This is a genomic window from Rhodoglobus sp. G.S.23 (genome assembly GCF_056675935.1).
The window spans coordinates 1,815,523-1,838,412 of sequence record NZ_CM155237.1; the positions used below are offsets into that span (position 1 = coordinate 1,815,523).

20 protein-coding genes and 1 tRNA gene are annotated in these 22,890 nt (G+C 59.1%); 9 read left to right on the forward strand and 12 right to left on the reverse strand.

The features are described 5' to 3' along the window. Positions 1–12 precede the first annotated feature (12 nt). The 3 genes from valS to AC1ENN_RS08705 all read left to right on the forward strand — a co-directional run bounded on the left by valS (position 13) and on the right by AC1ENN_RS08705 (position 3,384). Complete coding sequence (gene valS / locus AC1ENN_RS08695; RefSeq protein ID WP_480405851.1) at positions 13–2,610, forward strand: valine--tRNA ligase; 2,598 nt, start codon at positions 13–15, stop codon at positions 2,608–2,610. Between the two features lie 64 nt (positions 2,611–2,674). Then, a complete protein-coding gene (locus AC1ENN_RS08700; RefSeq protein ID WP_449646949.1) occupies positions 2,675–3,154 on the forward strand; it encodes a GNAT family N-acetyltransferase in 480 nt (159 codons plus the stop codon). Then, positions 3,154–3,384, forward strand: coding sequence for a hypothetical protein (locus tag AC1ENN_RS08705; protein WP_480405852.1), 231 nt, complete (start codon positions 3,154–3,156; stop codon positions 3,382–3,384). Before AC1ENN_RS08700 ends, AC1ENN_RS08705 begins: the two co-directional genes overlap by 1 nt. Positions 3,385–3,450: 66 nt before the next feature. Here the strand turns inward: AC1ENN_RS08705 and AC1ENN_RS08710 are convergent, their stop codons facing one another. Continuing rightward, positions 3,451–4,242, reverse strand: a complete 792-nt coding sequence (locus tag AC1ENN_RS08710) for a methyltransferase domain-containing protein (RefSeq protein ID WP_480405853.1) — start codon at positions 4,240–4,242, stop codon at positions 3,451–3,453. Positions 4,243–4,264: 22 nt separating this feature from the next. Here AC1ENN_RS08710 and AC1ENN_RS08715 point away from each other — a divergent pair, with 22 nt between their 5' ends. Next, positions 4,265–6,289 carry a M3 family metallopeptidase gene (locus AC1ENN_RS08715; RefSeq protein WP_480405854.1) on the forward strand — a complete coding sequence of 675 codons (2,025 nt, stop codon included), beginning with the start codon at positions 4,265–4,267 and terminating at the stop codon, positions 6,287–6,289. A 322-nt stretch (positions 6,290–6,611) separates the two neighbouring features. On the opposite strand, the gene AC1ENN_RS08720 is transcribed toward AC1ENN_RS08715, so the two are convergent. From AC1ENN_RS08720 to clpX, 7 genes are all read right to left on the reverse strand, one after another. Further along, positions 6,612–8,846 carry a glycoside hydrolase family 31 protein gene (locus AC1ENN_RS08720; protein ID WP_480405855.1) on the reverse strand — a complete coding sequence of 745 codons (2,235 nt, stop codon included), beginning with the start codon at positions 8,844–8,846 and terminating at the stop codon, positions 6,612–6,614. Continuing rightward, entirely contained in the window at positions 8,846–10,027 is a 1,182-nt protein-coding gene (locus AC1ENN_RS08725) for a glycoside hydrolase family 15 protein (protein ID WP_480405856.1), read from the reverse strand. Before AC1ENN_RS08725 ends, AC1ENN_RS08720 begins: the two co-directional genes overlap by 1 nt. Before the next feature lie 75 nt (positions 10,028–10,102). After that, positions 10,103–11,344, reverse strand: a complete 1,242-nt coding sequence (locus tag AC1ENN_RS08730; RefSeq protein ID WP_480405857.1) for an ABC transporter substrate-binding protein — start codon at positions 11,342–11,344, stop codon at positions 10,103–10,105. 54 nt (positions 11,345–11,398) lie between these two features. Further along, a complete protein-coding gene (locus AC1ENN_RS08735; protein WP_480405858.1) occupies positions 11,399–12,226 on the reverse strand; it encodes a carbohydrate ABC transporter permease in 828 nt (275 codons plus the stop codon). After that, the gene (locus AC1ENN_RS08740) at positions 12,219–13,181 is read right to left on the reverse strand and encodes a carbohydrate ABC transporter permease (RefSeq protein ID WP_449646957.1); all 963 of its coding nucleotides are present in this window, start codon (positions 13,179–13,181) and stop codon (positions 12,219–12,221) included. Before AC1ENN_RS08740 ends, AC1ENN_RS08735 begins: the two co-directional genes overlap by 8 nt. Next, positions 13,181–14,398, reverse strand: a complete 1,218-nt coding sequence (locus tag AC1ENN_RS08745) for an ROK family protein (protein ID WP_480405859.1) — start codon at positions 14,396–14,398, stop codon at positions 13,181–13,183. The genes AC1ENN_RS08740 and AC1ENN_RS08745 overlap by 1 nt, the downstream gene beginning before the upstream one ends. 319 nt (positions 14,399–14,717) lie before the next feature. Continuing rightward, the gene (gene clpX / locus AC1ENN_RS08750; RefSeq protein ID WP_449646959.1) at positions 14,718–15,995 is read right to left on the reverse strand and encodes an ATP-dependent Clp protease ATP-binding subunit ClpX; all 1,278 of its coding nucleotides are present in this window, start codon (positions 15,993–15,995) and stop codon (positions 14,718–14,720) included. A 194-nt stretch (positions 15,996–16,189) separates the two neighbouring features. Here clpX and AC1ENN_RS08755 point away from each other — a divergent pair, with 194 nt between their 5' ends. The 3 genes from AC1ENN_RS08755 to AC1ENN_RS08765 are packed head-to-tail and all read left to right on the forward strand — an operon-like array spanning position 16,190 to position 18,207. Continuing rightward, a complete protein-coding gene (locus AC1ENN_RS08755; protein ID WP_480405860.1) occupies positions 16,190–16,768 on the forward strand; it encodes a hypothetical protein in 579 nt (192 codons plus the stop codon). 57 nt (positions 16,769–16,825) lie between these two features. Then, positions 16,826–17,566 (forward strand): YcnI family copper-binding membrane protein, encoded by a 741-nt coding sequence (locus tag AC1ENN_RS08760; protein WP_480405861.1) that lies wholly within the window; start codon positions 16,826–16,828, stop codon positions 17,564–17,566. 8 nt (positions 17,567–17,574) lie between these two features. Beyond that, complete coding sequence (locus AC1ENN_RS08765) at positions 17,575–18,207, forward strand: copper resistance CopC family protein (protein ID WP_480405862.1); 633 nt, start codon at positions 17,575–17,577, stop codon at positions 18,205–18,207. A 90-nt stretch (positions 18,208–18,297) separates the two neighbouring features. Here the strand turns inward: AC1ENN_RS08765 and AC1ENN_RS08770 are convergent, their stop codons facing one another. Next, entirely contained in the window at positions 18,298–18,972 is a 675-nt protein-coding gene (locus tag AC1ENN_RS08770) for an ATP-dependent Clp protease proteolytic subunit (protein ID WP_449646963.1), read from the reverse strand. A 2-nt stretch (positions 18,973–18,974) separates the two neighbouring features. Continuing rightward, positions 18,975–19,595, reverse strand: coding sequence for an ATP-dependent Clp protease proteolytic subunit (locus AC1ENN_RS08775; RefSeq protein WP_219948205.1), 621 nt, complete (start codon positions 19,593–19,595; stop codon positions 18,975–18,977). Positions 19,596–19,714: 119 nt separating this feature from the next. Between AC1ENN_RS08775 and AC1ENN_RS08780 the strand changes: the two genes are divergently transcribed. After that, complete coding sequence (locus AC1ENN_RS08780; protein ID WP_480405863.1) at positions 19,715–20,203, forward strand: tetratricopeptide repeat protein; 489 nt, start codon at positions 19,715–19,717, stop codon at positions 20,201–20,203. A gap of 28 nt (positions 20,204–20,231) precedes the next feature. Further along, complete coding sequence (locus AC1ENN_RS08785; protein ID WP_480405864.1) at positions 20,232–21,188, forward strand: nucleoside hydrolase; 957 nt, start codon at positions 20,232–20,234, stop codon at positions 21,186–21,188. Between the two features lie 70 nt (positions 21,189–21,258). On the opposite strand, the gene tig is transcribed toward AC1ENN_RS08785, so the two are convergent. Together tig and AC1ENN_RS08795 are read right to left on the reverse strand one after the other, a co-directional pair. Further along, positions 21,259–22,590, reverse strand: coding sequence for a trigger factor (gene tig, locus AC1ENN_RS08790; RefSeq protein WP_480405865.1), 1,332 nt, complete (start codon positions 22,588–22,590; stop codon positions 21,259–21,261). Positions 22,591–22,625: 35 nt separating this feature from the next. Continuing rightward, a tRNA-Pro gene (locus tag AC1ENN_RS08795) sits at positions 22,626–22,699 on the reverse strand. Positions 22,700–22,890: the final 191 nt, after the last annotated feature.

Sequence of the window (22,890 nt, forward strand, 5' to 3'; positions counted from 1 at the left end):
ACCGGAGTATTTATGTCGTCGAGCGTTCCCGACAAGCCCGCCCTAGAAGGCCTCGAAGATAAGTGGGCTCCTGTGTGGGAGAACGAAGGCACTTACCGGTTCGATCGCCGCAAGGCGCTGGCGGATGGCTCTGGCGGCGTATTCTCGGTCGACACTCCCCCACCGACGGCATCCGGCAGTCTGCACATCGGTCATGTGTTCAGCTACACGCACATGGACTTAGTGACCCGCTTCCAGCGCATGCGCGGAAAAGACATCTTCTACCCGATGGGGTGGGATGACAATGGTCTCCCCACCGAACGTCGGGTTCAGAACTATTACGGAGTGCGTTGCGATCCCACGCTCCCGTATGACGAGAGCTTTGAGCCTCCGCAGCACGGCGGTGAAGGCAAGTCGACGAAGGCCGCAGCCCAGCTGCCCATTTCGCGCCGCAACTTTGTGGAACTATGCGAGGAGCTCACCGCCGAAGATGAGAAGCAGTTTGAAGATCTTTGGCGCCAGCTTGGCCTCAGCGTTGACTGGAACCTCACCTATCGCACCATCGGCGACGATGCTCAGCGCGCCGCTCAGCGTGCGTTCCTGCGCAATCTCGACCGCGGCGAGGCCTATCAGGCCCACGCTCCGACTCTCTGGGATATCACGTTCCGCACCGCCGTTGCCCAAGCTGAGCTTGAAGACAAAGAGCAACCTGCCGCGTACCACCGTCTCGCCTTCCATAAGGTCGACGGCGACGACATCCACATCGAAACGACGCGCCCCGAGCTGTTGCCAGCCTGTGTTGCTCTCGTAGCCCACCCCGACGACGAGCGCTACAAGCACCTCTTTGGGACCATGGTGACGACACCGATCTTCGGTGTTGAGGTTCCCATCCTTGCCCACCATCTTGCTCAGCAAGACAAGGGTTCGGGAATCGCTATGATTTGTACATTCGGTGACGTCACCGACGTTGTCTGGTGGCGCGAACTCGATCTGCCCAACCGCACCATCATTGGTGCTGACGGTCGCATCATTGCCGACGCGCCCGACGTCATTGTGAGCGACGCTGCGCACGCTGCCTACGCCGAACTCGCCGGCAAGACAGTTTTCAGCGCAAAAGCAGCAATGGTCGACTTGCTCAAGGAGTCGGGCGAGATGATCGGCGACCCCAAGCCGATTCAGCACCAGGTGAAGTTCTTCGAGAAAGGCGACAAGCCGCTCGAGATCATTTCGACTCGTCAGTGGTACATCAGCAACGGTGCCCGCGACGAAAAGCTGCGTAGCCGCCTCATTGAGGCTGGCAAACAAATCAACTTCACGCCAGACCACATGCGGGTGCGTTACGACAACTGGGTTGGTGGCCTCACCGGCGACTGGCTCATTTCGCGCCAACGCTTTTTCGGTGTGCCGATCCCCGTGTGGTACGAACTGGATGCCGACGGAGTCAAGGGTGCTCCGATCGTTCCGAGCGAGGCTTCGCTACCGATTGACCCGTCATCCGATACGGCACCGGGCTACAGCGAAGACCAGCGTGGTGCTCCGGGCGGTTTCGAGGGCGAACTCGACATCATGGATACGTGGGCCACGTCATCTCTCACCCCGCAGATTGCCGGCGGCTGGGAGACCGATCCCGAGCTATTCGACCTCGTGTTCCCGTACTCGCTGCGCAGCCAGGGCCAAGACATCATCCGTACCTGGTTGTTTTCGACCGCGCTGCGCTCCGAACTCGAACACGGCACTGTGCCGTGGCGGAATGCTGGGATCTCCGGTTTCATCGTCGACCCCGACCGCAAGAAAATGTCGAAGTCTAAGGGCAACGTAGTAACCCCCAAGGGAATGCTCGATGACCACGGTTCGGATGCTGTGCGCTATTGGGCAGCATCCAGTCGACTGGGTACCGACGCTGCCTTCGACCCGCAGAACCCCAAGCAGATCAAGATCGGTCGCCGACTCGCGATCAAGGTTCTCAACGCCTCGAAGTTTGTGTACTCGTTCCCCGCCCCTGCCGGTGTTGCTGCCGATTCCGGTGTCGTTGTAACCGAAGCCCTCGACCTCGAAATGCTTGCCGAGCTTGCTTCGGTAGTGTCACAGGCGACCACAGCGCTCGAGAACTTCGACCACGCCAAGGCACTCGAAGTCACCGAAAAGTTCTTCTGGACCTTCTGCGACGACTACCTCGAGCTCGTGAAAGAACGCGCCTATGGCGCCGGAACCCCCGAAGCTCAAGCGAGCGCCAACCGCGCCCTGCACACCGCGATCGACGTATTCTTGCGACTCTTCGCCCCCTACCTCCCCTTCGCAACAGAAGAGGTGTGGCGCTGGACGCACGACACCTCCGTTCACGCGGCGACGTGGCCGACAGCAGACGAATTGGGCGTAACGGCAGAACCGACCGGACTGTTCTCGGCCGTCAGCCAAGCACTCATCAGCATTCGTCGCGCCAAGACCGATGCAAAGGCATCCCAGAAGACCGAAGTATGCACGGCAACGTTGGCAGGCCCAGCCCTGATCGCAGCCGCTATTGACGATCTGAAGGCTGTGGGCCGCATCCACAACCTCACGATTGTTGAGGCCGACGAGATCGAGGTCCGCGACATCGTTCTCGTTGAAGCTGCACCCGAAGCTTCCGCCTAGCGGTCAACGGAGGGTTCGGCGTCGAGTTCGGCGTCGAACCCCAAAACCGCGTATTGTTGAATGAATGACGAACTCAGAGAAGCCTTCGTACACCATCCGCGACATCCAAGAAGATGATTTTGAGCAGTGGAAAGCACACTTCGTCAAGTACGGCGTGTTCTACGACACTGAGTTCACGGATGAAATCGTTCAGGGCGTGTGGGAATGGCTCATGGATGACTCGGCGCAACTAAACGCTGTTGTTGCTGTCTCTCCCGAGGACCGCCCTAACCCCGGTGACATCGCCGCTTTCGGCCTCTACCGTCGCCTGCCAGACACTTTCACCGCGTCGTGGGGCTGGTTCATGGACGACCTCTACGTTGATCCTGAGCACCGCGGTGCTGGCGTTGCTGGAACAATCATCGACGACATCGCTGCCCGCGCGGCAGAAGATGGTGGCGGAAAACTTCGTTGGATCACCAACAAAGAAAACGACAGCGCCAAGCGCCTCTACGACAAGGTCGCAGACCGCACGTCGTGGATCCTCTACGAAAAGAACGTTTAATGCAGCTCGGCACACGATGGTCAGTGGGCGAACCGGCTCCCGAGCGCCTCGACGCGGCAACGCGCGAAGCAATCACGGGCGTTGAAGCAGAAATCGCCCACCTCGACACGAGTGCGTGGCGTTGGACGCTCACGTGGCTTGAATCGCGCCCTGTCGCCGAACTTGACGACGGCACCATCGTGCGCCAAGCCGCTGACGGAGACGTCACAGTAGAACAACCCGCGAACTAATCGCAGCGCACACCTAGTCGCAGCGCACACCTAGTCGCTTTAGCAGCCGCACGGCCGCCGGTGAGATCACACTCTCGCGAGAATCTCACCGTGCGGCATTGCCAACCACGCGTCTGGCGAATCTGCCCACTCGCGCCACGCAGCACTTATCTGCTGCAACACCTCGTGTGTGGCGAGCGACTTGCTCAGTGCATCCTCGGCAAAAGCCGATTCCAACACTCGCGCCTCCCACATGCTGCCCCACCATTCACGGTCAGGGGCGTCGGAAAAGTTCCAGACGGATGCCGTCACGGTGAGATCGGTGAGCCCCGCCTCCAGCGCCCAGGCCTTCAGGCGCCGGCCCGCGTTCGGGTCGCCCCCGTTACTGCGGTGCACTGAGTCATAGAGCTCAGCCCAGACTCGGAGCCCCGGCAATTCGGGATAAGCGATGACGCCCGCATAGTCGACATCGCGCACCGCGATGAGCCCACCCGGCTTGGCAACACGTTTCATTTCTCCGAGCGCCGCGACCGGGTCGCCAAGATGCTGCAGAGTCTGATGCGAGTGCACGAGATCGAAACTGTTGTCGTCGAATGGCAGCGCATAGGCGTCACCGACGACGAAACTGAGGTTGTCGGCGGTGAAGGCCGAGGCTTTTTCTATCGCTGCGGGAGCGGCATCCAACCCAACAACCATGCCGGGGGCGAGCCGCTTGGCAAACTCCGCCGTTATTGTGCCTGGCCCGCAGCCAATATCGAGAAGCGAGAGCCCTGGCTGCAGGTGTGGCTCGAGGTATGCCGCAGAGTTTGCGATGGTTCGCCACGTGTGCGATTTGAGAACACTTTCGTGATGGCCGTGGGTGTAGCGCTCTCTAGTCATACTCCGAGAATAGGGTGGATGTATGACCAATCCTTTCTTTGAGCCCAGCACGCTGCCCTTTGGTATGCCACCGTTCGCCGATATCGAGGATGAGCACTACGCTCCCGCGTTCGAGAAAGGCATGGCGCAGCAGCTTGAGGAGATAGCGGCGATAACCTCTCAGACCGATTCGCCGACCTTCGAAAACACGATGATTCCTTTGGAGAAAAGCGGTCAACTGCTTGAGCGTGCCGCGATTGTCTTCTTCAATAAGACCTCGGCCGACAGCAACGCGGCGACGGATGCTCTTGAAGAAGTCATTGCCCCGAAATTTGCTGCCCATCGCGACGCCATTAGCCTCAACAGCGAACTCTACGAGCGCATCCGCCGTATTCACGATGGCCTTGATTCCAGCACGCTGGATGCCGAAGCGCGCTACCTCGTCGAACGCTACTTCACAGAGTTCACGCTCTCAGGAGCTGGCCTCGACGACGAGGCCAAGGCCACCTTGCGCGAATACAACTCCCGGCTGTCGAGCTTGACGACGAAGTTTGAGAAGAACCTGCTCGCCGACACCAATGATCTTGCGATCGTTGCGGATAGTTCAGAAGAACTCGCCGGTCTCGATGCGTCAGAAATTTCTGCTGCCGCGAGTGCTGCAGCAGATCGTGGTCTCACCGGCAAGTACCTGATCACTCTGATTCTGCCAACCAACCAGCCTCACTTGTCTGTCTTGCACAATGCGGATGTGCGCGGTCGAGTTTTGGCAGCATCACGAGCCCGCGGTATTCGGGGTGGGGATTTCGATAACCGTGCTCTGGTTCTTGAGATCGCCAAGGTGCGCTCTCAGCGGGCGGCACTGTTGGGCTTTGAGAGTCATGCGGCATGGGTTACGGCCGACGAGACGGCGCAGAACCCGCAGCGCGTGGCAGACATGCTCGGAAAGCTCGCACCGGCTGCTGCCCGCAATGCTCGTGAAGAACATGCTGCGCTCGAGAAGCTGGCTCACACTGAGGTGACCGCCGCCGATTGGGCTTACTACTCGGAGAAAGTTCGGGCCGAACAATACAACGTCGATACCACCCAGATGCGCCCATACTTCGAGGCAGAGCGCGTGCTGCGTGATGGTGTGTTCTTTGCCGCGACCAAGCTGTATGGCGTGACATTCAGTGAGCGCTATGACCTTCCGGCCTACCACCCAGACGTTCGCATTTTTGAGGTCACGAACGAGGACGGCACCGAGGTTGGCCTGTACACGCTTGATCTGTACACGCGTGATTCGAAGCGCGGTGGGGCGTGGATGAACTCGCTCATTTCGCAGTCAGATCTGCTCGGGCATCCGGTCATTGTGACCAACAACCTCAATGTGCCTAAGCCCGCGGCTGGCGAAGTCACACTGCTGACCTATGACGAAGTGAACACGCTCTTTCACGAATTCGGGCACGCATTGCACGGGCTGTTCGCTCGAGTGACCTACCCGAAGTTCTCAGGCACAAACACCTACCGCGACTTCGTTGAATTCCCCAGTCAGGTAAACGAAATGTGGATGCTCTGGCCCGAGGTGCTCGACAACTACGCCAAGCACTATCAGACCGGTGAATCAATGCCACGCGAGATCGTCGAACGCATCCACGCGAGCGCTGCTTTCAACGAGGGGTTCCTCACGTGTGAGTATCTGGCTGCTGCCCTCATAGACCAAGCCTGGCACCGCATTGGCGCCGACGATGACGTGACTGATGTTGCCGCTTTCGAAGCGCAGGCGCTAGCGGCGGTCGGTCTCGACAACGCTGCCGTACCTCCGCGGTATTCAAGCACCTACTTTCAGCACATCTTCGCAAACTCTGCCTACGACGCTGGCTACTACTCCTACATTTGGAGCGAAGTGTTGGATGCCGACACGGTTGAGTGGTTCACCGAAAATGGCGGGCTCACGCGGGCCAATGGCGACCGTTTTCGATCAAAACTTCTCGGTGTCGGCGGCTCGAAGAATCCACTCGAAGCATTCCGCGATTTCCGCGGTCGTGACGCCGAACTGCAGCCTCTGCTGAATCGTCGCGGGCTGAGCTAGAGCCCTTTCGTCGGAGCGGAGTCCGTTGCGCATGCTTCAGACTCCGCCTCGATCACGGCAACAGTTGCGGGCGTTTCGACGATATATGCAGGCTATTCAGCTCATCAACGCACGATCATTGTGCGTGCTCAACAAAAATTGCTGAAACTCTTTCGCAAACCACCCGAACAGGGCACAATAGTCCCGGTTGCGCCTAGCGCACCCCGACACTTAGATGTCATCTAGCACGATGCCCTGAGGGCGATCCTGACTCAGCACTACCCGAATCTTGCTGAGGTTCCATCACCGGACGCGGTCGCCCTCAGGATCATCGATCCGCGCACTACCCGTTAAATGTGGCCGCTAAACGCTGCCACGCTTCTGCACGCACGTAGACGGGAACCTCGTCCCACGGCACTGTTCGAGTATCGGTTGCCGCTCCCTCAACGGGATCGCCGCTAAAGGCGTGAACCCAGTCGCCAGCGGGAAGCGTTGCCGAATGCTCACGGGCGCCCTCTTCGGTGACGGGTGAAACGAGAATGTCTCGCCCCAGCATCCACTGCAAGGGTTGCTTCCAGAGTCGTTCATCCTGAGGCCAGTCGAAGAACAATGGACGCATCACGTTTGTCCCGTTGGCTACCGCCCACTCGCTCTCCGCAGCAAGGTACGGGACAAGGCGTTCGCGCAATTCAACAATCGAGCGACTCATTGAGAGCACTGCGGGGTTTTCTGACTGCTCGGCAATATTCCAGGGTGTTCGGTCTCTACTCGGCGAACGGTGATGGTTGAACTCTGAGTGGTATTGCATGATCGGGACGAACGCAGCTGCGGCAAGGGAGCGCACATACAGTTCCGCCGTTGGCACGTCTCCGCTAAACCCAGCCAAGTCCCACCCCCAATAGAGAATCCCACTCGCACTTGCGTTGAGACCAGCGAACAACGACCAACGGAATGCATCCCAGGTTGAGTTCTCGTCGCCGGCCCAAAAAGCGCCGTGCGCCTGAGATCCCGTGTAGCCCGCTCGAGAGAATGTCACCGGCGCTTTGCCTGCTCGCCGCAACAGGTCTCCGTAGGCCCGCGCGTAGTGCACGGGAAATGTGTTGTTCTTTTCGTCGCCGCGACGCCCATCGCGATAGTGCAACTCGGAGCCCCACGCATGTTCGCCGCCATCAGTCTTGAAACCATCGACGCCCATGTCTTCGACGAGGTAGCGACGCTTCTCCGTCCACCATCGAGCGGATCGGTCATCTGTGAGGTCCGGCATCAGAGAGAGCGGAAACCACCAACCGCGATTGCGGTATGGCTTGAGCACACCGCGAGGGTCCTCATCCTGAATAAGCACGCCCTCTGCCACTGCGGCATCGGCATCGAAACGGGCTTGCTCCACCGGGTGGGGGCGCATCTTGATCAGGGGAATCTGCCACAACAACACGCGAACGTCGCGATCGTGCAGCTCATCAATCATGGCCTTCGGGTCGGGCCAGGCACCCTCGGCGGGGAACCTAAAGTCAGTAAGGGCCAGTGGTGCGCCGTCGGGGGTCGGCGTGTATTGCGCATCCCGCCACACCGTGAAGGTACTTTCGTCACTCCACGCTTCGATAACGACGCAACCGACCGGGATGCCGTGCTCACGATGGGCATCCATCTGACGCATGACTTCGGCTTGAGTGTTCCACTCATTGCCGCTGGCCCACAACCGGTGGACCCAGCTCGGCAACACTTCCGGTCTCCCGACTTCGGCCAGGAATTGGTTGAGCACCTGAGCGGGACTGCCGTCATAACCGCCGACGGTGAGCACCTCGGCGTCATCATCGGCCGCGTCAACCTCTGCCTCGATCCAGAGCAACTCAGAATCGCTTTCCGCCACGTCGAACCACACCCGGCGACTCGTCCGCACGTGAAAGCCCCAACCGCGCCCGCCAACGACATGAGCGAAAGGCATCGGAAGGTATGTTTTGCGTTCGGCGCCCTGCGACTTGTACTGCTCGAAGACCACTGAGTCGAGACTCGTCCCGCGATGGTCAAGAGAGTCGAAGCGCTCGCCAAAGCCAGACACGTGCTCTCCAGCCTCAAGAGCCAAAGCGAATCGCACTCTCACGATTCCGTGCCCGTCAGTGAGTACGCTAACGCTGCCGGCAACGAGCCCGGCAGCGGCATCCACGGCAACACGGGAGTCTGGCGCACTCTGCCAACCCGATGCTCGAACAGAGAACCACCGTGTGGACTGCGAGCGTGGTGAGGAGCGTGGGCCTCCAACGAACCGGTAGCGGTAGGAAGCCCCCGCCCCTATGGTGCTGACTGCTACCGCGAAGCCGGTGCTGGCCCGCGCCAGTTTGGCCTGAGCAGACGCTAAGTGGCCGCCGTCAACGGCCTGTCCCCGTGAACGCTGTTGAACCCGCTCGAGTGGATGCTCGGTAATCGATTCGCCGTCGTGCCACTCGAGGGTTACTTCGTCAACGTCGGAGGTCGCGCGCACTCCCAGACGAAGGTCATCACCTTCGATGGGGATTACCGGCTGACGCTGTTCTGTATCAACCGAATATGGGTGACCCGAGCCTCGTGGTCGATGTCTCAGCACTAGACAGTCTCTCTTTCATTTCCGTGGTGTCGTTCAGTAGTTTCGTGTGCTGGTTCGGTTGCCACTGGCGGCACGTAAACGCCAATCTCCACGGCTAGCCGCACGAACATGGCATGGCTCCACAGCAAGGGTGTGGCAACGGTTCCCCAGCGTTCGAGCCACTCTGCAACCCGCGTCGGGGCGAGAAGGTGGTCATCGACTTGCTCCGGCAAGAACCCTTCAGCCGTTACGGTCGTGGCAGCCCATTCCAATTGTTCGCGAGCTCGTGCGGAGTCGCCTCCGGCAGAGTATGCGAGGCCGACCATGCAACTGAGCAGCGGCCATTGTCCACCGCCATAAAAAGTGTCGTCGAGATAGCGATGCACTCCCCCGTTCACTGCCAGTTTGGCCATGATGCGCGCCACAGTTTGCGACGCAACAGACGAAGTGCCATCAACTACTCCGAGTGGAGCGATGAGCGCGGCGAGTGATCCGTCGACTGCATCAGACCCCAACCACTTGACCAAGTGACCATCACGAATGCCCTCACGCTGAATGAGGTCCTGAGCTTCTGCGGCAGCGAGCCGTGCCCGTGTTTGCCACTCTGACGCGAGTACCCCAGAGTCAGCGGCCGCGCTCAACCCGGCTACGACGCATCCCAGCGTCGAGACATGGCGCTCGGATTCGTGCTCTTCCCACCAGTCGAAGCAGGGGCGCTGCCAGGTGGCCAGAAGATAACGCACCGACAATTCGATGCCCCTTCTCCAGCGTTCGACACTGAGACCGTGCCGTTGCGCATGCGCTATAGCAGCCCACACCCACGTACCGAAGCCATCCGTTTGGAAGTCCCACCAGTCGTCGTTGCCTTCACCACCGTTGAAAGTGAAGCGAGTGGCAAGCATCTGAGAGTTAGCGAGCGGTGTTCCGGCTGCCTCGGCAAGCTCGATCGCGTCAATTTGGGTACGACGATCGAGAAGAATTGTTTCGCACCAGTCAAAAAACTGGGAGGCCGAGTCGACAGCGTTCGCCGCCGACATCCCGTCTGCGATGAATGCCCCATCGCGAAACCACGAATAGCCGGCATACGCTGAGAAGGTGGGGCTCGCGGGGTACGCTCCGGTGGGGTGCTGCAGCGTCGCGATCAGTGTGACGCTGTGAGCCGCGAGCGACGCGAGAGACTCGTCGTCGGTGGGTGAAGTCATTGCGTGCCCTCCTGGGCCGGCCGGGAGTGAGGCCCACACTCACGTGAACGGGGTGGGCCTCACTCGAGAGAAGTGCTATCCGATTACTGCGTTGATTCTTTCTTCAGCACTGGCGAGAGCATCAGCCACTGACTTGCGGCCAGCCTGCGCCTCAATCAGTTCCTCGGTGACGATGTCTTGCATCTCCTGCTGGCCATTCTCGACAAGCGGGGTGAGCGCAATCGAGTCAAGCGAGTCGAAAACTGCTTGACGGTTGGCTGGAGTGTCTTTGGTCAGGTATACGGCGAGCTGTTCTTCATCGCTCGTGGGAGGCAACTCCCAACCGGTGTCCAAGCGCACGTCAATCATCGTCTGTGATGAGGTCAAGAATTCAGCGAAAGCGCTTGCCTCTGCGATGTGATCGGATGCTGCAGAAACACCGACCGCGTTCGAGAACACTGCGCTGGCCTGCTGAGTGTTTCCTGGCTCGACCGCAATGTCCCACGTGAATGGTGCATCAGCCAGCGCCCCGAAGACCCAGATGCCGGAGTGCATCATTCCCAGTTTGCCCTCGAGGAAGAGGTTGGTGTCAAAGTCGGCGGTGCCTTGACCTTCTTCGATGGTTGGCATGACTGTGCCACTCTTTGAGGTGAGCCATTCGGCAGCCTCAATGCCCTCCGGAGTGTTAAACGCGACCGATGTACCGTCATCGCTCAAAAACGATGCGCCATTCTGGTCGAGCACTTTGTAGAACTCATAGAACGACACCGGTTGGTGATCTCCCCAAGTTCCTGTTGCCGAATCGGTGAGCGCCTCTGCCGCTGCCATTTCATCAGTCCAGGTCCAGTCGCTTGTCGGGTAGTCGAGCCCGGCGGCGTCGAACAGATCAGCGTTGTAGTAGAGCACTACGTCGGAGAATGAGCTCGGCAGCCCATAACTCGTGCCATCGACCGAGTATGCGTCGATGAGCGATTCGCGGTAGGAGTCGGGGTTGGTGACTTCGAGTGGGGCGAGCGAACCGCTCGAGGCCAACTGCGGGAAGAAGTCGTAGTTCGTGTCTACGACATCCGCGACGGTGCCGGCGGCGAGGTCGGTTTGCAGGGTCGTGAAGTAGTCGCCGTAGGGCAACGTCGTCACCTCAACCTTGATGTTGGGGTTCTCTGTTTCAAACGCATCAATGATCGTTTGCAGGTTCTCTTCGTTACCTCCTGATGAGGTGAAGTTTGAATAGGTGATCGTTACCGGGTCGTCGCTGCTCGCGGGTTCCGTGGCGCACGCACTCAGCAGCAGTGCCGAGACGCCGAGGATGCCTCCCGCAGCAAGTAGTGAACGTTTCATGCTAGATATCTCCTTTGATGTCAGGTGATGAATGGATCTCTGGTGTCCCGGGGCCTACTTGATCCCTGAGCTTGCAACGCCCTGAATGATGTACTTCTGGGCGAAAATGTAGAGCGCGAGCATCGGCAGGATGCTCACGACTGAGCCGGCCATCACGACATCCCACGCGGTGGTGTACTGACCTTGTAGTCCGGCGAGCGCGATGGGCAGTGTCTGTAGTTCGGGTGAACGAAGTACAACGAGCGGCCAGAGGAACGCGTTCCAACTGCTCATGAAGGCAAAGACTGTGAGCGTTGCGAGCGCGGGCCGGATGTTCGGAAGGACGATCTGGGTGAACACTCGAAAGTGCCCGGCTCCGTCAAGCGTCGCTGCTTCATCTAGGTCGCGTGGAACCTGGTTGATGGCTTGCCGCAGCAGGAAGATGCCGAAGGCGCTAGCAAACGTCGGCAAGAGCGCTCCTAGGTAGGTGTTCAGCAACCCGAAGGCTTTGAGCTCGGCAAATAGGGGCACGATAAGCACTTGCAGCGGGATCATCATGGTTGCCAGATAGATAGCGAATACGACGCCGCGCCCACGAAATGGCAATCGACTGAAGGCATAGGCGGCTGTAGCGCTTGTGAACAGTTGCGCCACGGTTGTCACAAGGGCGAGCCCGACGCTGTTCGCGATAACTCGCGCAAAAGGTCGCTCGGTAAAGAGCGTTTGGTACGCCTCAAATGAGGGGTTTTCTGGCCAGAGCTGCGGAGCAATCGAAAAACCTGCGCCTGGCGTGATGGAGGTGATGAAGGTCCACAAGAACGGGAAGAACATTGCCACAGCGCCCACGATGACAACGACGTGTAATGCAATCGATTTAGGGCGAACGCGCTGTGAATTATGCATAGTGCACCCACCTCTTCTGTCCAATAATTTGAATCACTGTTACGCCGAGAATCACGATGAACAGCAACCATGAGAGGGCGGAGGCTTCGCCTGCGGCCCCGTAGCGGAACGTCAGGTCGTAGATTTGTTGAACCACTACTTGGGTGGATCCACCCGGTCCACCACCGGTCATTGCGTAGACCTGATCAAACACTTGGAAGCCGTTGATGAGGGAGATGACGACGACGAAGAAACTGCTCGGGCTCAGCATGGGGATCGTGACGTTCTTCAGTCGACTCCATGCACCGGCGCCGTCAACTTTTGCTGCGTCGTACAGGTCAGGGTTGATCGACTGAAGACCGGCGAGCAAGATAACCATCACAAATCCAAGGTCTTTCCACGCACTGGCGAGGATGATCGAGATCATTGCCCAGTCGGGATCGGTCCACCAGCCGGGGCCATCAATTCCGAACCATCCCAGGGCCAGGTTGACGACTCCGTTGTTCGGATTGAGTAACCAACGCCACACGATGGCGACGGCGATCCAGCTGGTTACGACGGGCAGAAAGTAGATGCCGCGCCAGAGGGAACGGCCTTTGAGCGCACGGTTCAGTGCGAGTGCTAGTGCGAGCCCGCCAATGTAGACGAGGGGTAAGTAGCCTGCGATGTACTGAATGGTGTGCAGAAAGACTTCGGCGGTGCGCTCGTCGGCAAGCAGCGACTGGTAGTTAGCCCAGCCGATAAATTCCATTGGCGTGATGAGATTCCACTCGGTGAAGCTGATCCACGCTGCAGCAAGCATTGGGCCGAGTACGAAGAGCGCTAGCGGTATGGCGCTGGGCAGGAGAAATGCAAGAACGGTAAGCACGTAGCCAGCGGATGCTCGGGGCCGTCTTCTCCGAAGAGCTGAGCTCCGCAGCCGTATTGCCGGGGAGTCAGGGGTCGGTGTCGCACTCAATACGGTTGGTATTGCCATTAGGCGCGCTCCGGTGGCGATGCCTGCTGGACCAGACGTTGGCGAACCAAGTCTCCTTGTTCCCCGGCGATACCTTCTGCATCGAACGGGGTGGCAAGCACGAGGGTGGCGGCTCCTTGTGCCCAACTGGCATCCTGCCAAGTCTCAACAGCAACGGGAATACCACGACGGGACGGGATAAGTGCCGCACGGAAGGCCGGTTCAAATCCGAAGGACCAGTGGTGCCAGTCAGCGGTGCCTTCTCCGAGGAGGATCACAATCTCAGGGTCAATTACATGCACGAGTCCGGCAATTACGCGCCCCAGCAGGTGGCCAGCTTCGCCGAACACGGCGATCGCTTCAGCGTTCCCCTGATCCGCAGCATCGCGAAGCGCAGTGATTCCCGCGGTGCTTGCGATGACGCCGCGGTCTCTGGCTGTGGCGACCAGGGCAGATTCGGACACGAAAGTTTCGAGGCATCCGGTATTGCCACAGCTGCAGAGTGGGCCGTTGTCGCGAACAGGAACATGTCCTATTTCACCGGCGCCTCCTCCGAAACCGCGGACTATTCCCCCATCGACGACTATTGCTGCACCGACACCGGTTCCGATTGTGACGGCGAGAAAGTTGCGATGACGGCGCCCGAGACCATAGAGCCGTTCAGCCATCGCGAGGGCGTTGACGTTGTTTTCGACCAGAACGGGCATTCCAAGTTCACGCCGAAGAGTGGCGCCGATGGGAACGTTGTTCCACTTCAGCTGGGTAGAGCTGACTACACCTTCAGCCTGCGAGTCAACGGCACCGGGAACTCCGACTCCGATGCCGAGCAGCGGTGCTTCGGAACCTCCGGCAATGAATGCGCGCAGTAGGCCGGCAAGGCTTGTGAGCATGGTGGCTGACGCTGCATCGAATGGTTCGCTCGCCGTGCGCAGCAGTGATCCATCGATTCCCACTTCGACGAAGGCGACGTGATCGGAGGCAACTTTCACACCGACCGCTCGCCCCGCGCTCGACACAAGGCCGAGCATCCGCGCCGGGCGTCCACCTTGCGATGGCTGATGTTCCAACTCACTGAGCAGACCGTCGTTCAGAAGGTCTTTCGTGAGTTGGGTCATCAAAGCCGGTGAGAGGCTCAGTGTTCGTGCGAGCTCTGCTCGAGAGGCCGGGCCGTGTGCACCGAGATGAGCAAGGATTGCTGATCGGTTTACGTCGGTGCGTGCCATCGGTCGAAGCGCCATGGGTTCCCCTTAATTCAGGACTAAACAAACTATAGAATTAAGTAGGTGAGATTGTCAACGGTTCGAGACCACCGAAGCGAAAATAGGGCGCCGTGAGGGTGTCGCAGGCTTATGAGTTGTGCCCCTAATGCTTGGGCACGCCAAGAGAACTCCCGACAGAGCAGGAAGAGCAGCGAGCGGTGCGAAGGAGTACTTACGGGAAGGCTCTCGCCGTCAGGAACCGTGCGCATGCAGCATTATTTAGCGCCGACTGCCCAGCACTCTTCCAGTCGCTACCGGAGAATGAACTCCGGAGAATGAACTCTAGAAAAATTGCGAGTTAGGCTGACTTCTCTTCGCGCATAATCTCGCGCGGGATGATCGTCGGTGCGGCATTCTCGAGTACTGCAGCCTTGGTGACGATAACGCGGCCGACGGTTTCGTCTGACGGCACGTCGAACATAATCGGACCAAGTACTTCTTCAAGAATCGCACGCAGTCCGCGCGCGCCGGTCTGACGAAGCACGGCGAGGTCAGCGATCGACTCTAAGGCGTCATGCTCGAATTCGAGCTCAACTCCGTCAATCTCGAACATGCGCTGGTACTGACGCACGAGCGCGTTCTTCGGCGTCGTAAGGATATCCATGAGAGCGACCTGGTCCAGCTGGGTCACCGTCGTCACGACGGGCAGTCGACCAATGAACTCGGGAATGAGTCCGAACTTATGGAGGTCTTCCGGCAGCACCTCACCGAAGAGGTTGACGTCGTCACCCTTGCTGTGGAGCGGCGCACCGAAGCCGATGCCCTTTTTGCCTGCGCGATTGGAGATGATCTCTTCGAGACCAGCAAAAGCGCCGGCAACGATGAAGAGCACGTTGGTCGTGTCGACCTGAATAAACTCTTGGTGAGGATGCTTGCGGCCACCCTGTGGGGGAACAGAGGCGACAGTGCCTTCCAAAATCTTGAGCAGCGCCTGCTGCACGCCCTCACCCGATACGTCTCGAGTGATGGAGGGGTTTTCTGCCTTACGGGCGATCTTGTCGATCTCGTCGATGTAGATGATGCCGGTTTCAGCACGCTTGACGTCATAGTCTGCGGCCTGAATCAACTTCAGCAGGATGTTTTCAACATCCTCACCGACGTAGCCTGCTTCGGTGAGTGCTGTGGCATCCGCAACGGCGAATGGCACGTTGAGTCGCTTCGCGAGGGTCTGCGCGAGGTAGGTCTTGCCGCAACCAGTTGGGCCAATCAGCAGGATGTTGGATTTCGCAATTTCGACATCATCGATAACCGCATCAGCAGAAGTGATGGTGTTGCGGGCGCGAACGCGCTTGTAGTGGTTATAGACCGCTACAGAGAGAGCGCGCTTGGCGGCCTCTTGGCCGATGACATATTCCTCAAGGAAGGCGTAGATTTCACGGGGCTTGGGCAAGTCGAATTCACTCGACGCCTCTTCGCCGGCTTCAGCCAGGCGTTCTTCAATAATCTCGTTGCACAGATCTACGCACTCGTCGCAGATATAGACGCCGGGACCGGCAATCAACTGCTGAACCTGCTTTTGGCTTTTGCCGCAGAAGGAACACTTGAGCAGGTCCGCGCTTTCCCCAATTCGGGCCATGCCGGTTCCTCTCCTTGAGTAAATACCTTGATTACGAGCCTAACCCGATTTTGGGTCAGTCTCCGTCACCATTACGGGCGGCGTTTCGGCGCGTCGAGGCCCGGCCACTAGCCACCGGGTGACCGACCAAGCGAATCTGGCTCCGGATACGAACTAGGCTTAACGAGTTCGATGCAGCTGAGAGAAGGAGCCCCATGCATACCCGTGCAATGCGCGTGCTTCGTGGAAGTGCGGCAGCCTTCTTTGCCACACTTGCCGCAGCCCTCTCCCATCTCCTAGCTGGCGGGGTTTCCCCGTCGCTGTTCGGAATGGCCGTGTCGCTGGCGATCTCTGTCGCGGTGTGCACATTGCTCGCCGGTCGCACTGTCTCACTTGCACGACTGACCGTGGCGATCGTTGCCAGCCAAGCCATGTACCACGCACTCTTTAGTACGATGCTCGCGCCTGAGGGAATTGCGGGCCATGACATGTCGGCGATGACCGTGAACTTCAGCTCTGTTACTCAGAGCGCCAGTTCGGTCATGTCGCTCTCCCACCTTGGTGCTGCCGTTGTCACGATCGTCATGGTCCGTTACGCCGAGGTCGCTTTCTGGGGTCTTCTGACAACGGCACGGTTGTTCCTGGCACGGCTACTCACACCGGTTGTCGCGATCACAGTGCGAACAGCTCGTGTTCCCCGACCTGAGCAACCACTTCATCTCGCGCGCTTTGCCACCCGTTTTCTCTCAACGATGCGCTATCGCGGCCCACCTGCCGCGACCACAGCGGCTTAGCCCGCACAGCATCCCCTTACTTTTGTCGCATACTTGCGACCCTTCAGAGAGAACGAAATGACTATTTTGACTAAAGCTGCCTTCACAAAATCTGCCCTCGCCCTCGCGGCAGGCGCAACCCTGGCTATTGCGGCCCCGTTCGCTGCGATCGCACACGTATCGATCGAACCCGGGCAAGCCGAAGCTGGCTCGTACGCGCTCATCACCGTTAAGGTGCCGAATGAGTCAGAAACCGAAAAAACTAACCGGGTAGAGCTCAAACTGCCCACCGATACGCCCTTCACGAGTGTGCGCTTTGTTCCGGTTCCCGGTTGGGACGCCGAGCTTGTGCGCAGCGAACTTTCCGAACCCGTCATGGTCGGCGAAAGCGAAATCACCGAAGCTGTGACGTCGATCATTTGGACCGCTCAGGCTGGCTCAGAACTCGGCGACGGGGCGCTCCTACTCCTGCCCGTCTCACTCGGTCCCATCCCCGACGTCGGCAGCGTCGTGCTCACGGCAGACCAGACGTACACCGATGGTTCAGTCGTTAGCTGGAGCGGAACCGGAGAGGGCGCGGAGAAGCCTGCCCCTGTGCTCTACATCAACGACGAGCCGGTTGGCCATCACGATGCTGCTGCCACTGACGAAGACACGCACGGCGGCGATGACAGCCACGATGACGCGGCAGCGAGTGACAACGCTGCGGCTGCAAACAGCAGTGATCCTGTCGCGCGCGGTCTCGGAATTGCTGGACTCGTTGCTGGACTCGCAGCGCTGGTCTTGGCCTTCGCTTTCCGTCGCCCCACCAGCAAGTAGCTCCACAGATGCGTCGAATTACCCGCACCGGCGCTGCGCTTAGCGCGGCCATGATTGCAGCGCTCATGCTGCTCGTGGCCGCGCCCGCGTACGCACATAACTACCTAGTCACGAGCAATCCCGAAGAGGGTGCGATCGTCACTGAGTTGCCTACGGAATTTTCCGTGACCACAAACGACACTCTGCTCGACCTTTCCGGCGATGCTGGCGGCTTCGCCATCCAGATCACTAACGAATCGGGAGAGTACTTCGGTGACGGATGTTTCGCCATCCGTGATGCAACGCTCTCTACCGGAGCCACGCTTGGGGAGGCTGGCGACTATCTAATGCAGTGGCAGGTAGTCTCCGCAGATGGTCACACGATCTCTGGAGAGGTCGGATTCGACTGGAAGCCCGATTCAAGCCAAACAATCTCTAGGGGGCTCACCACTCCCCCAGCGTGCGGTGGCGGAACTCTCGACGAGGCTGCACCGGGACCAGACCAGACACACTCTGAAAACGAGAGTACTGATGCGAGCCCCACGCTCGATGCGTCGACGGTTGTGCTGATTGCTTCCGCGATTACTTTGGTGCTTGTAGCTGGCGTTGCGACCTTCCTCATCTCCGCGAGACGCAAGAAGGCTGACGACTCCGACAATTAACTGACTGAGGCGGTCATCCACAATTCGGATGACCGCCTCAGTGCTGCACAGTCGCTATAGGCCGAAGCCGCTAGCGCTGCGTTGAGTTCGTTAGCTTGTGATCGCCGGCAACGTCTTGCGGCTGGTGAGCACCTGGTCGATAAGACCGTACTCGACAGCGTCAGCGGCGCTCAGAATCTTGTCGCGCTCGATGTCCTTGTTGACCTGTTCGGGCGTACGGTTCGAGTGGTGCGACAGGGTCTCTTCGAGCCACGTACGCATCCGCAGGATCTCGCGAGCCTGGATCTCGATGTCCGAAGCCTGGCTTGCACCTTCTGAACCGCCAGCAGGCTGGTGGATCATGATGCGAGCGTTGGGCAGAGCGAGACGCTTGCCCTTCGTTCCACCAGCAGTGATCACGGCGGCGGCAGATGCTGCCTGACCGAGAACCACAGTCTGGATGTGGGGACGGATGTACTGCATCGTGTCGTAGATAGCCGTCATCGCGGTGAACGAGCCACCGGGCGAGTTAATGTACATCACGATGTCGCGGTCAGGGTCTTGGCTCTCGAGAACGAGAAGCTGTGCCATAACGTCGTCAGCGGAAGCATCGTCGATCTGCACACCCAAGAAGATGATGCGATCTTCGAACAGCTTCGCGTACGGGTCTTGACGCTTGTAGCCATAGGCTGTGCGCTCTTCGAACGTCGGCAGAATGTAGCGAGCATCGACATCCGGACGACCAATGCCGGCGGGCGCGTGTGCTCCGAGGTTGAAATTCGTCATTGCTAGTCCTTCTTGCTGGTGGCGTCGTTGTCGGATGCGCCCTCTTCGGTTCCGCCGCCGCCTACGACGTCGGACGCGAACTCGCGCAGGTGGTCAACAAAGCCATATTCGAGCGCTTCACGGGCCGTGAACCAGTTGTCGCGGTCGTTGTCGATGAGCACTTGCTCGACGCTCTTGCCGGTCTGCTCTGCAGTGAGCTCAGCCATGCGCTTCTTCATATCGAGGATGACGCCAGCCTGAGTTTGAATGTCAGCAGAGGTTCCGCCGAATCCGCCCGACGGCTGGTGCAAGAGAACACGAGCGTTCGGGGTGATGTAGCGCTTGCCCTTGGTGCCGGATGAGAGCAGGAACTGCCCCATCGACGCGGCAAGGCCGATGCCGACGGTAACGATGTCGTTCGGTACGAACTTCATCGTGTCGTAGATTGCCATTCCCGCGGTGATAGATCCACCGGGTGAGTTGACGTAGAGGTAGATGTCGCGCTTGGGGTCCTCTGCCGCGAGCAGCAAGATCTTTGCACAGATCTCGTTCGCGTTTGAGTCCCGCACCTCTGAGCCAAGCCAGATGATGCGATCTTTGAGGAGTTGGTCAAAAACACTTGAGACCAATGCCGGTTGGGCCATTGTTGCGCTCCGTTTCAGTAATCGCTTGATACGAATGTATCCGAGTACGCGTCCCGATTCTGGCTTGTTCGCCCTAGGCAAAGTACCGCGTCGTTCACCGGTGCTTGTAGGCTCACAAAATGCATGACAACTGGCGCGACCGAGTCGCAGATATCTGGTCCAACGCGGAGTCCATGGCAGAAGGCGATGTTGTCATCGCTATCGATGAGCTTGTCGCCGAACGCGATGGTGACGATGCCGAGGCTTTGTTCGAGGCCGCAGGAGCTCGCGACTATGCCGGCCTCGAAGCTGAAGCCGAACCGCTCTATCGTCGAGCGCTCGAAAACGGGCTGGATGTCGCGCTACGGCCACGCGCAATCATTCAGCTGGCGAGCACGCTGCGCAATCTCGGTCGCCTCGATGAGGCGATAGCGATGCTTGAGCAGCAATTGCACGAGCATCCCGATGATGAGTGGACGGGGCCTTCTGCTGCCTTTCTCGCTCTCGCGTTGACCAGTCGCGGAGAGTCAACTCACGCGGCTGCCGTTGCCCTGATGGCGTTGGCTGACTATCTGCCGATTTACTCGCGCTCGGTGCGTGGTTACGCGGCCGAACTTGTCGCTGATTAAGCAGCTCCGCCGCGGTTAGCATTGCGTCATGCAGCAAATGATTCTCGACGTTGATACTGGCATTGACGATGCCCTTGCCCTGATGGTCGCTGTGCGGCATCCCGACGTTAATCTGCGTGCGGTCACGTGTGTCGCGGGCAACGCCAGCCTTGGACAGGTCGTCAAGAACACGCTTGCGGTACTGGATGCTGCGGGCGCCGGCGATGTTCCGGTCGCTGCGGGTGCCAGTCGCCCGCTGCTCGCCGAGGCTAACCATGCCGCTCATGTGCATGGCGCAGACGGCCTTGGCGACCTGAACCTCGCGCCTTCACCACGCAGCACTGTGCCGCTGCATGCTGTTGAACTCTTGCGCCGCGAAATTCTTGCCAGCCCTACCCCGGTGACTGTGGTTCCGTTGGCACCGATGACCAACATTGCCCTCTTGGTGCGTATGTATCCCGAAGTTTTGGCCAACGTTGAACGAATCGTGTTCATGGGTGGTTCGGCCTCCGTTGGCAACGCGACAGCTGTTGCCGAGTTCAACACGTGGCACGATCCAGAGGCCGCCGAAATCGTGTTGAGTTCTGGCGTTCCCATCACTATGTATGGTCTCGATGTGTTCTACTCGGTGACGATTTCCCCCACAGATATCGCGGACCTTGCAGCGGCATCCGAACCAGGCGCGCAGTTAGCAGGTCGCTTGCTCCAGCACATAGTCACCGTGAAGGGTGGCGAGGTGCGAGTTGTTGGCGAAGGCCATGGAGACATCGGAGACGCGGGTGCGGTGTGCGCCGCGATCGATCCGGATGGTCTGAGCACCACGAATTTGCCTGTTCGAGTTAGTCTCGGCGATCCGCTTACTCGGGGGCAGACCGTTGTTGACCATAGAACTGCCGGTCATGAACAGTCGGGCGCTGGCGATCCGCTATTCCGCCGGATCGATGTGGCTCTCGGAGTCGACGGTGCACGCTACTCGCGGCTGTTCCTCGACACCATCACTGGTTGATCGCACACTACTCGTTAACGAACTCGTGGCCAGCTAGATAACTAGCTGGCCACGAGTATGAAGCTGTGTTTTAGGACTCGTCTGCTGCTTCTTCTACTGCAGCGTCATCCTCGACAACGTCAGCGTTTGCGATGGCGGTGAATGCCGACACGTCTACTGTCTTGCCCTTGGTGTCAACAACCTTTGCCTTGCTGAGCACGACCGCGAGGGCCTTGCTGCGAGCAACTTCGGCAACCATTGCGGGGATCTGGCCGTTCTTGTCCAGAACCTGGATGAACTCGCCCGGCTCCATGCCGTACTGCTGAGCACCCTGCACGAGGTACGAGGTGAGCTCTTCTTGGCTGACCTTGATCTCTTCCTTCTCAACGATGGAGTCGAGGAGGATCTGTGAACGGAAAGTCTTCTCGCTAGCGATTACGACCTCAGCGCGGTGCTCGTCGTCTTCGAGGCGATTTTCGTTCTCGAGGTGACGGTGAACTTCGTCTTCAACGAGCTTCTCGGGAACGGGGATGTCAAGAGTCTTGAGCAGTTCGTCAACGATCTGGTCGCGAGCTGCTGCACCCTGGCCGAAGGCCTTCGAGCGCTTGACCTGCTCCTTGAGGTCAGCCTTGAGTTCCTTGATGGTGTCGAACTCACTGGCCATCTGGGCGAAGTCGTCGTCTGCCTCAGGAAGCTCGCGCTCCTTGACGGTCAGCAGTGAAAGGCTGATTACTGCTGTCTCGCCCTCGTTGTCTCCACCGAGAAGAACTGACTCAAAGGTGGTCGATTCGCCGGCGCTGAGCGAGTCGAGCGCCTCATCGATGCCCTCGATCAGTTCGCCAGAGCCAAGCTCGTACGAAATGCTCGATGCGGAGTCGACCTCGGTGTCGCCAATCTTGGCTACGAGGTCGAGCTGAGCGAAGTCGCCCTTCTTTGCGGGGCGCTCAACGGTGACGAGGGTGCCGAACCGTGCACGCAGGGTGTCGAGTTCATCTTTCACGTCATCCGCGGATGCTTCAACAGCGTCAACCGTGAGGGTGAGCTTGTCGTAGTCAGGGAGATCAAACTCGGGGCGAACGTCAACCTCGATTGCGAGAACGAGCTCTCCGCTGAAGTCCTTGACCTCGGGCCACGTGACAATGTCTGCCTCGGGACGGCCGAGAACGCGAATCTCTTCTTCGGTGACCGCTTGGCGGTAGAAACCGTCGAGGCTGTCGCTCACAGCGTGATTGAGGATCTCTTCGCGGCCAACGCGCTGGTCAACTAGCTGTGGTGGAACCTTGCCCTTGCGGAAACCGGGGATGTTGACCTGCGACGCGATGTGGCTGTACGCGTGGTCAATGCTCGGCTTGAGTTCTTCTGGGGTGACCGAAATGTTGAGCTTGACGCGGGTCGGGCTCAACTTCTCAACGGTTGTCTTCACGTTGTGGACTCCTGTAATTCGTTGTGTGTATTTCGTCGGGGCGACAGGATTCGAACCTGCGACCTCTCGGTCCCAAACCGAGCGCTCTACCAAGCTGAGCTACGCCCCGGGCGCCGTACATAGATCTGACCGCGACGCAGAATTTCACGCCGGTACAAAATTGGCCTCGGCAAGTCTAGCCTGACCGGGAACGGAATGTTGACGAGATCTGCAGATCAGTAGATCTCCACGACTACTTGCCAGCAAATAGGCGGCGAAAGCAGTTTCGATCGATCTCGACTTCGCACTTCGCAAGGTTTC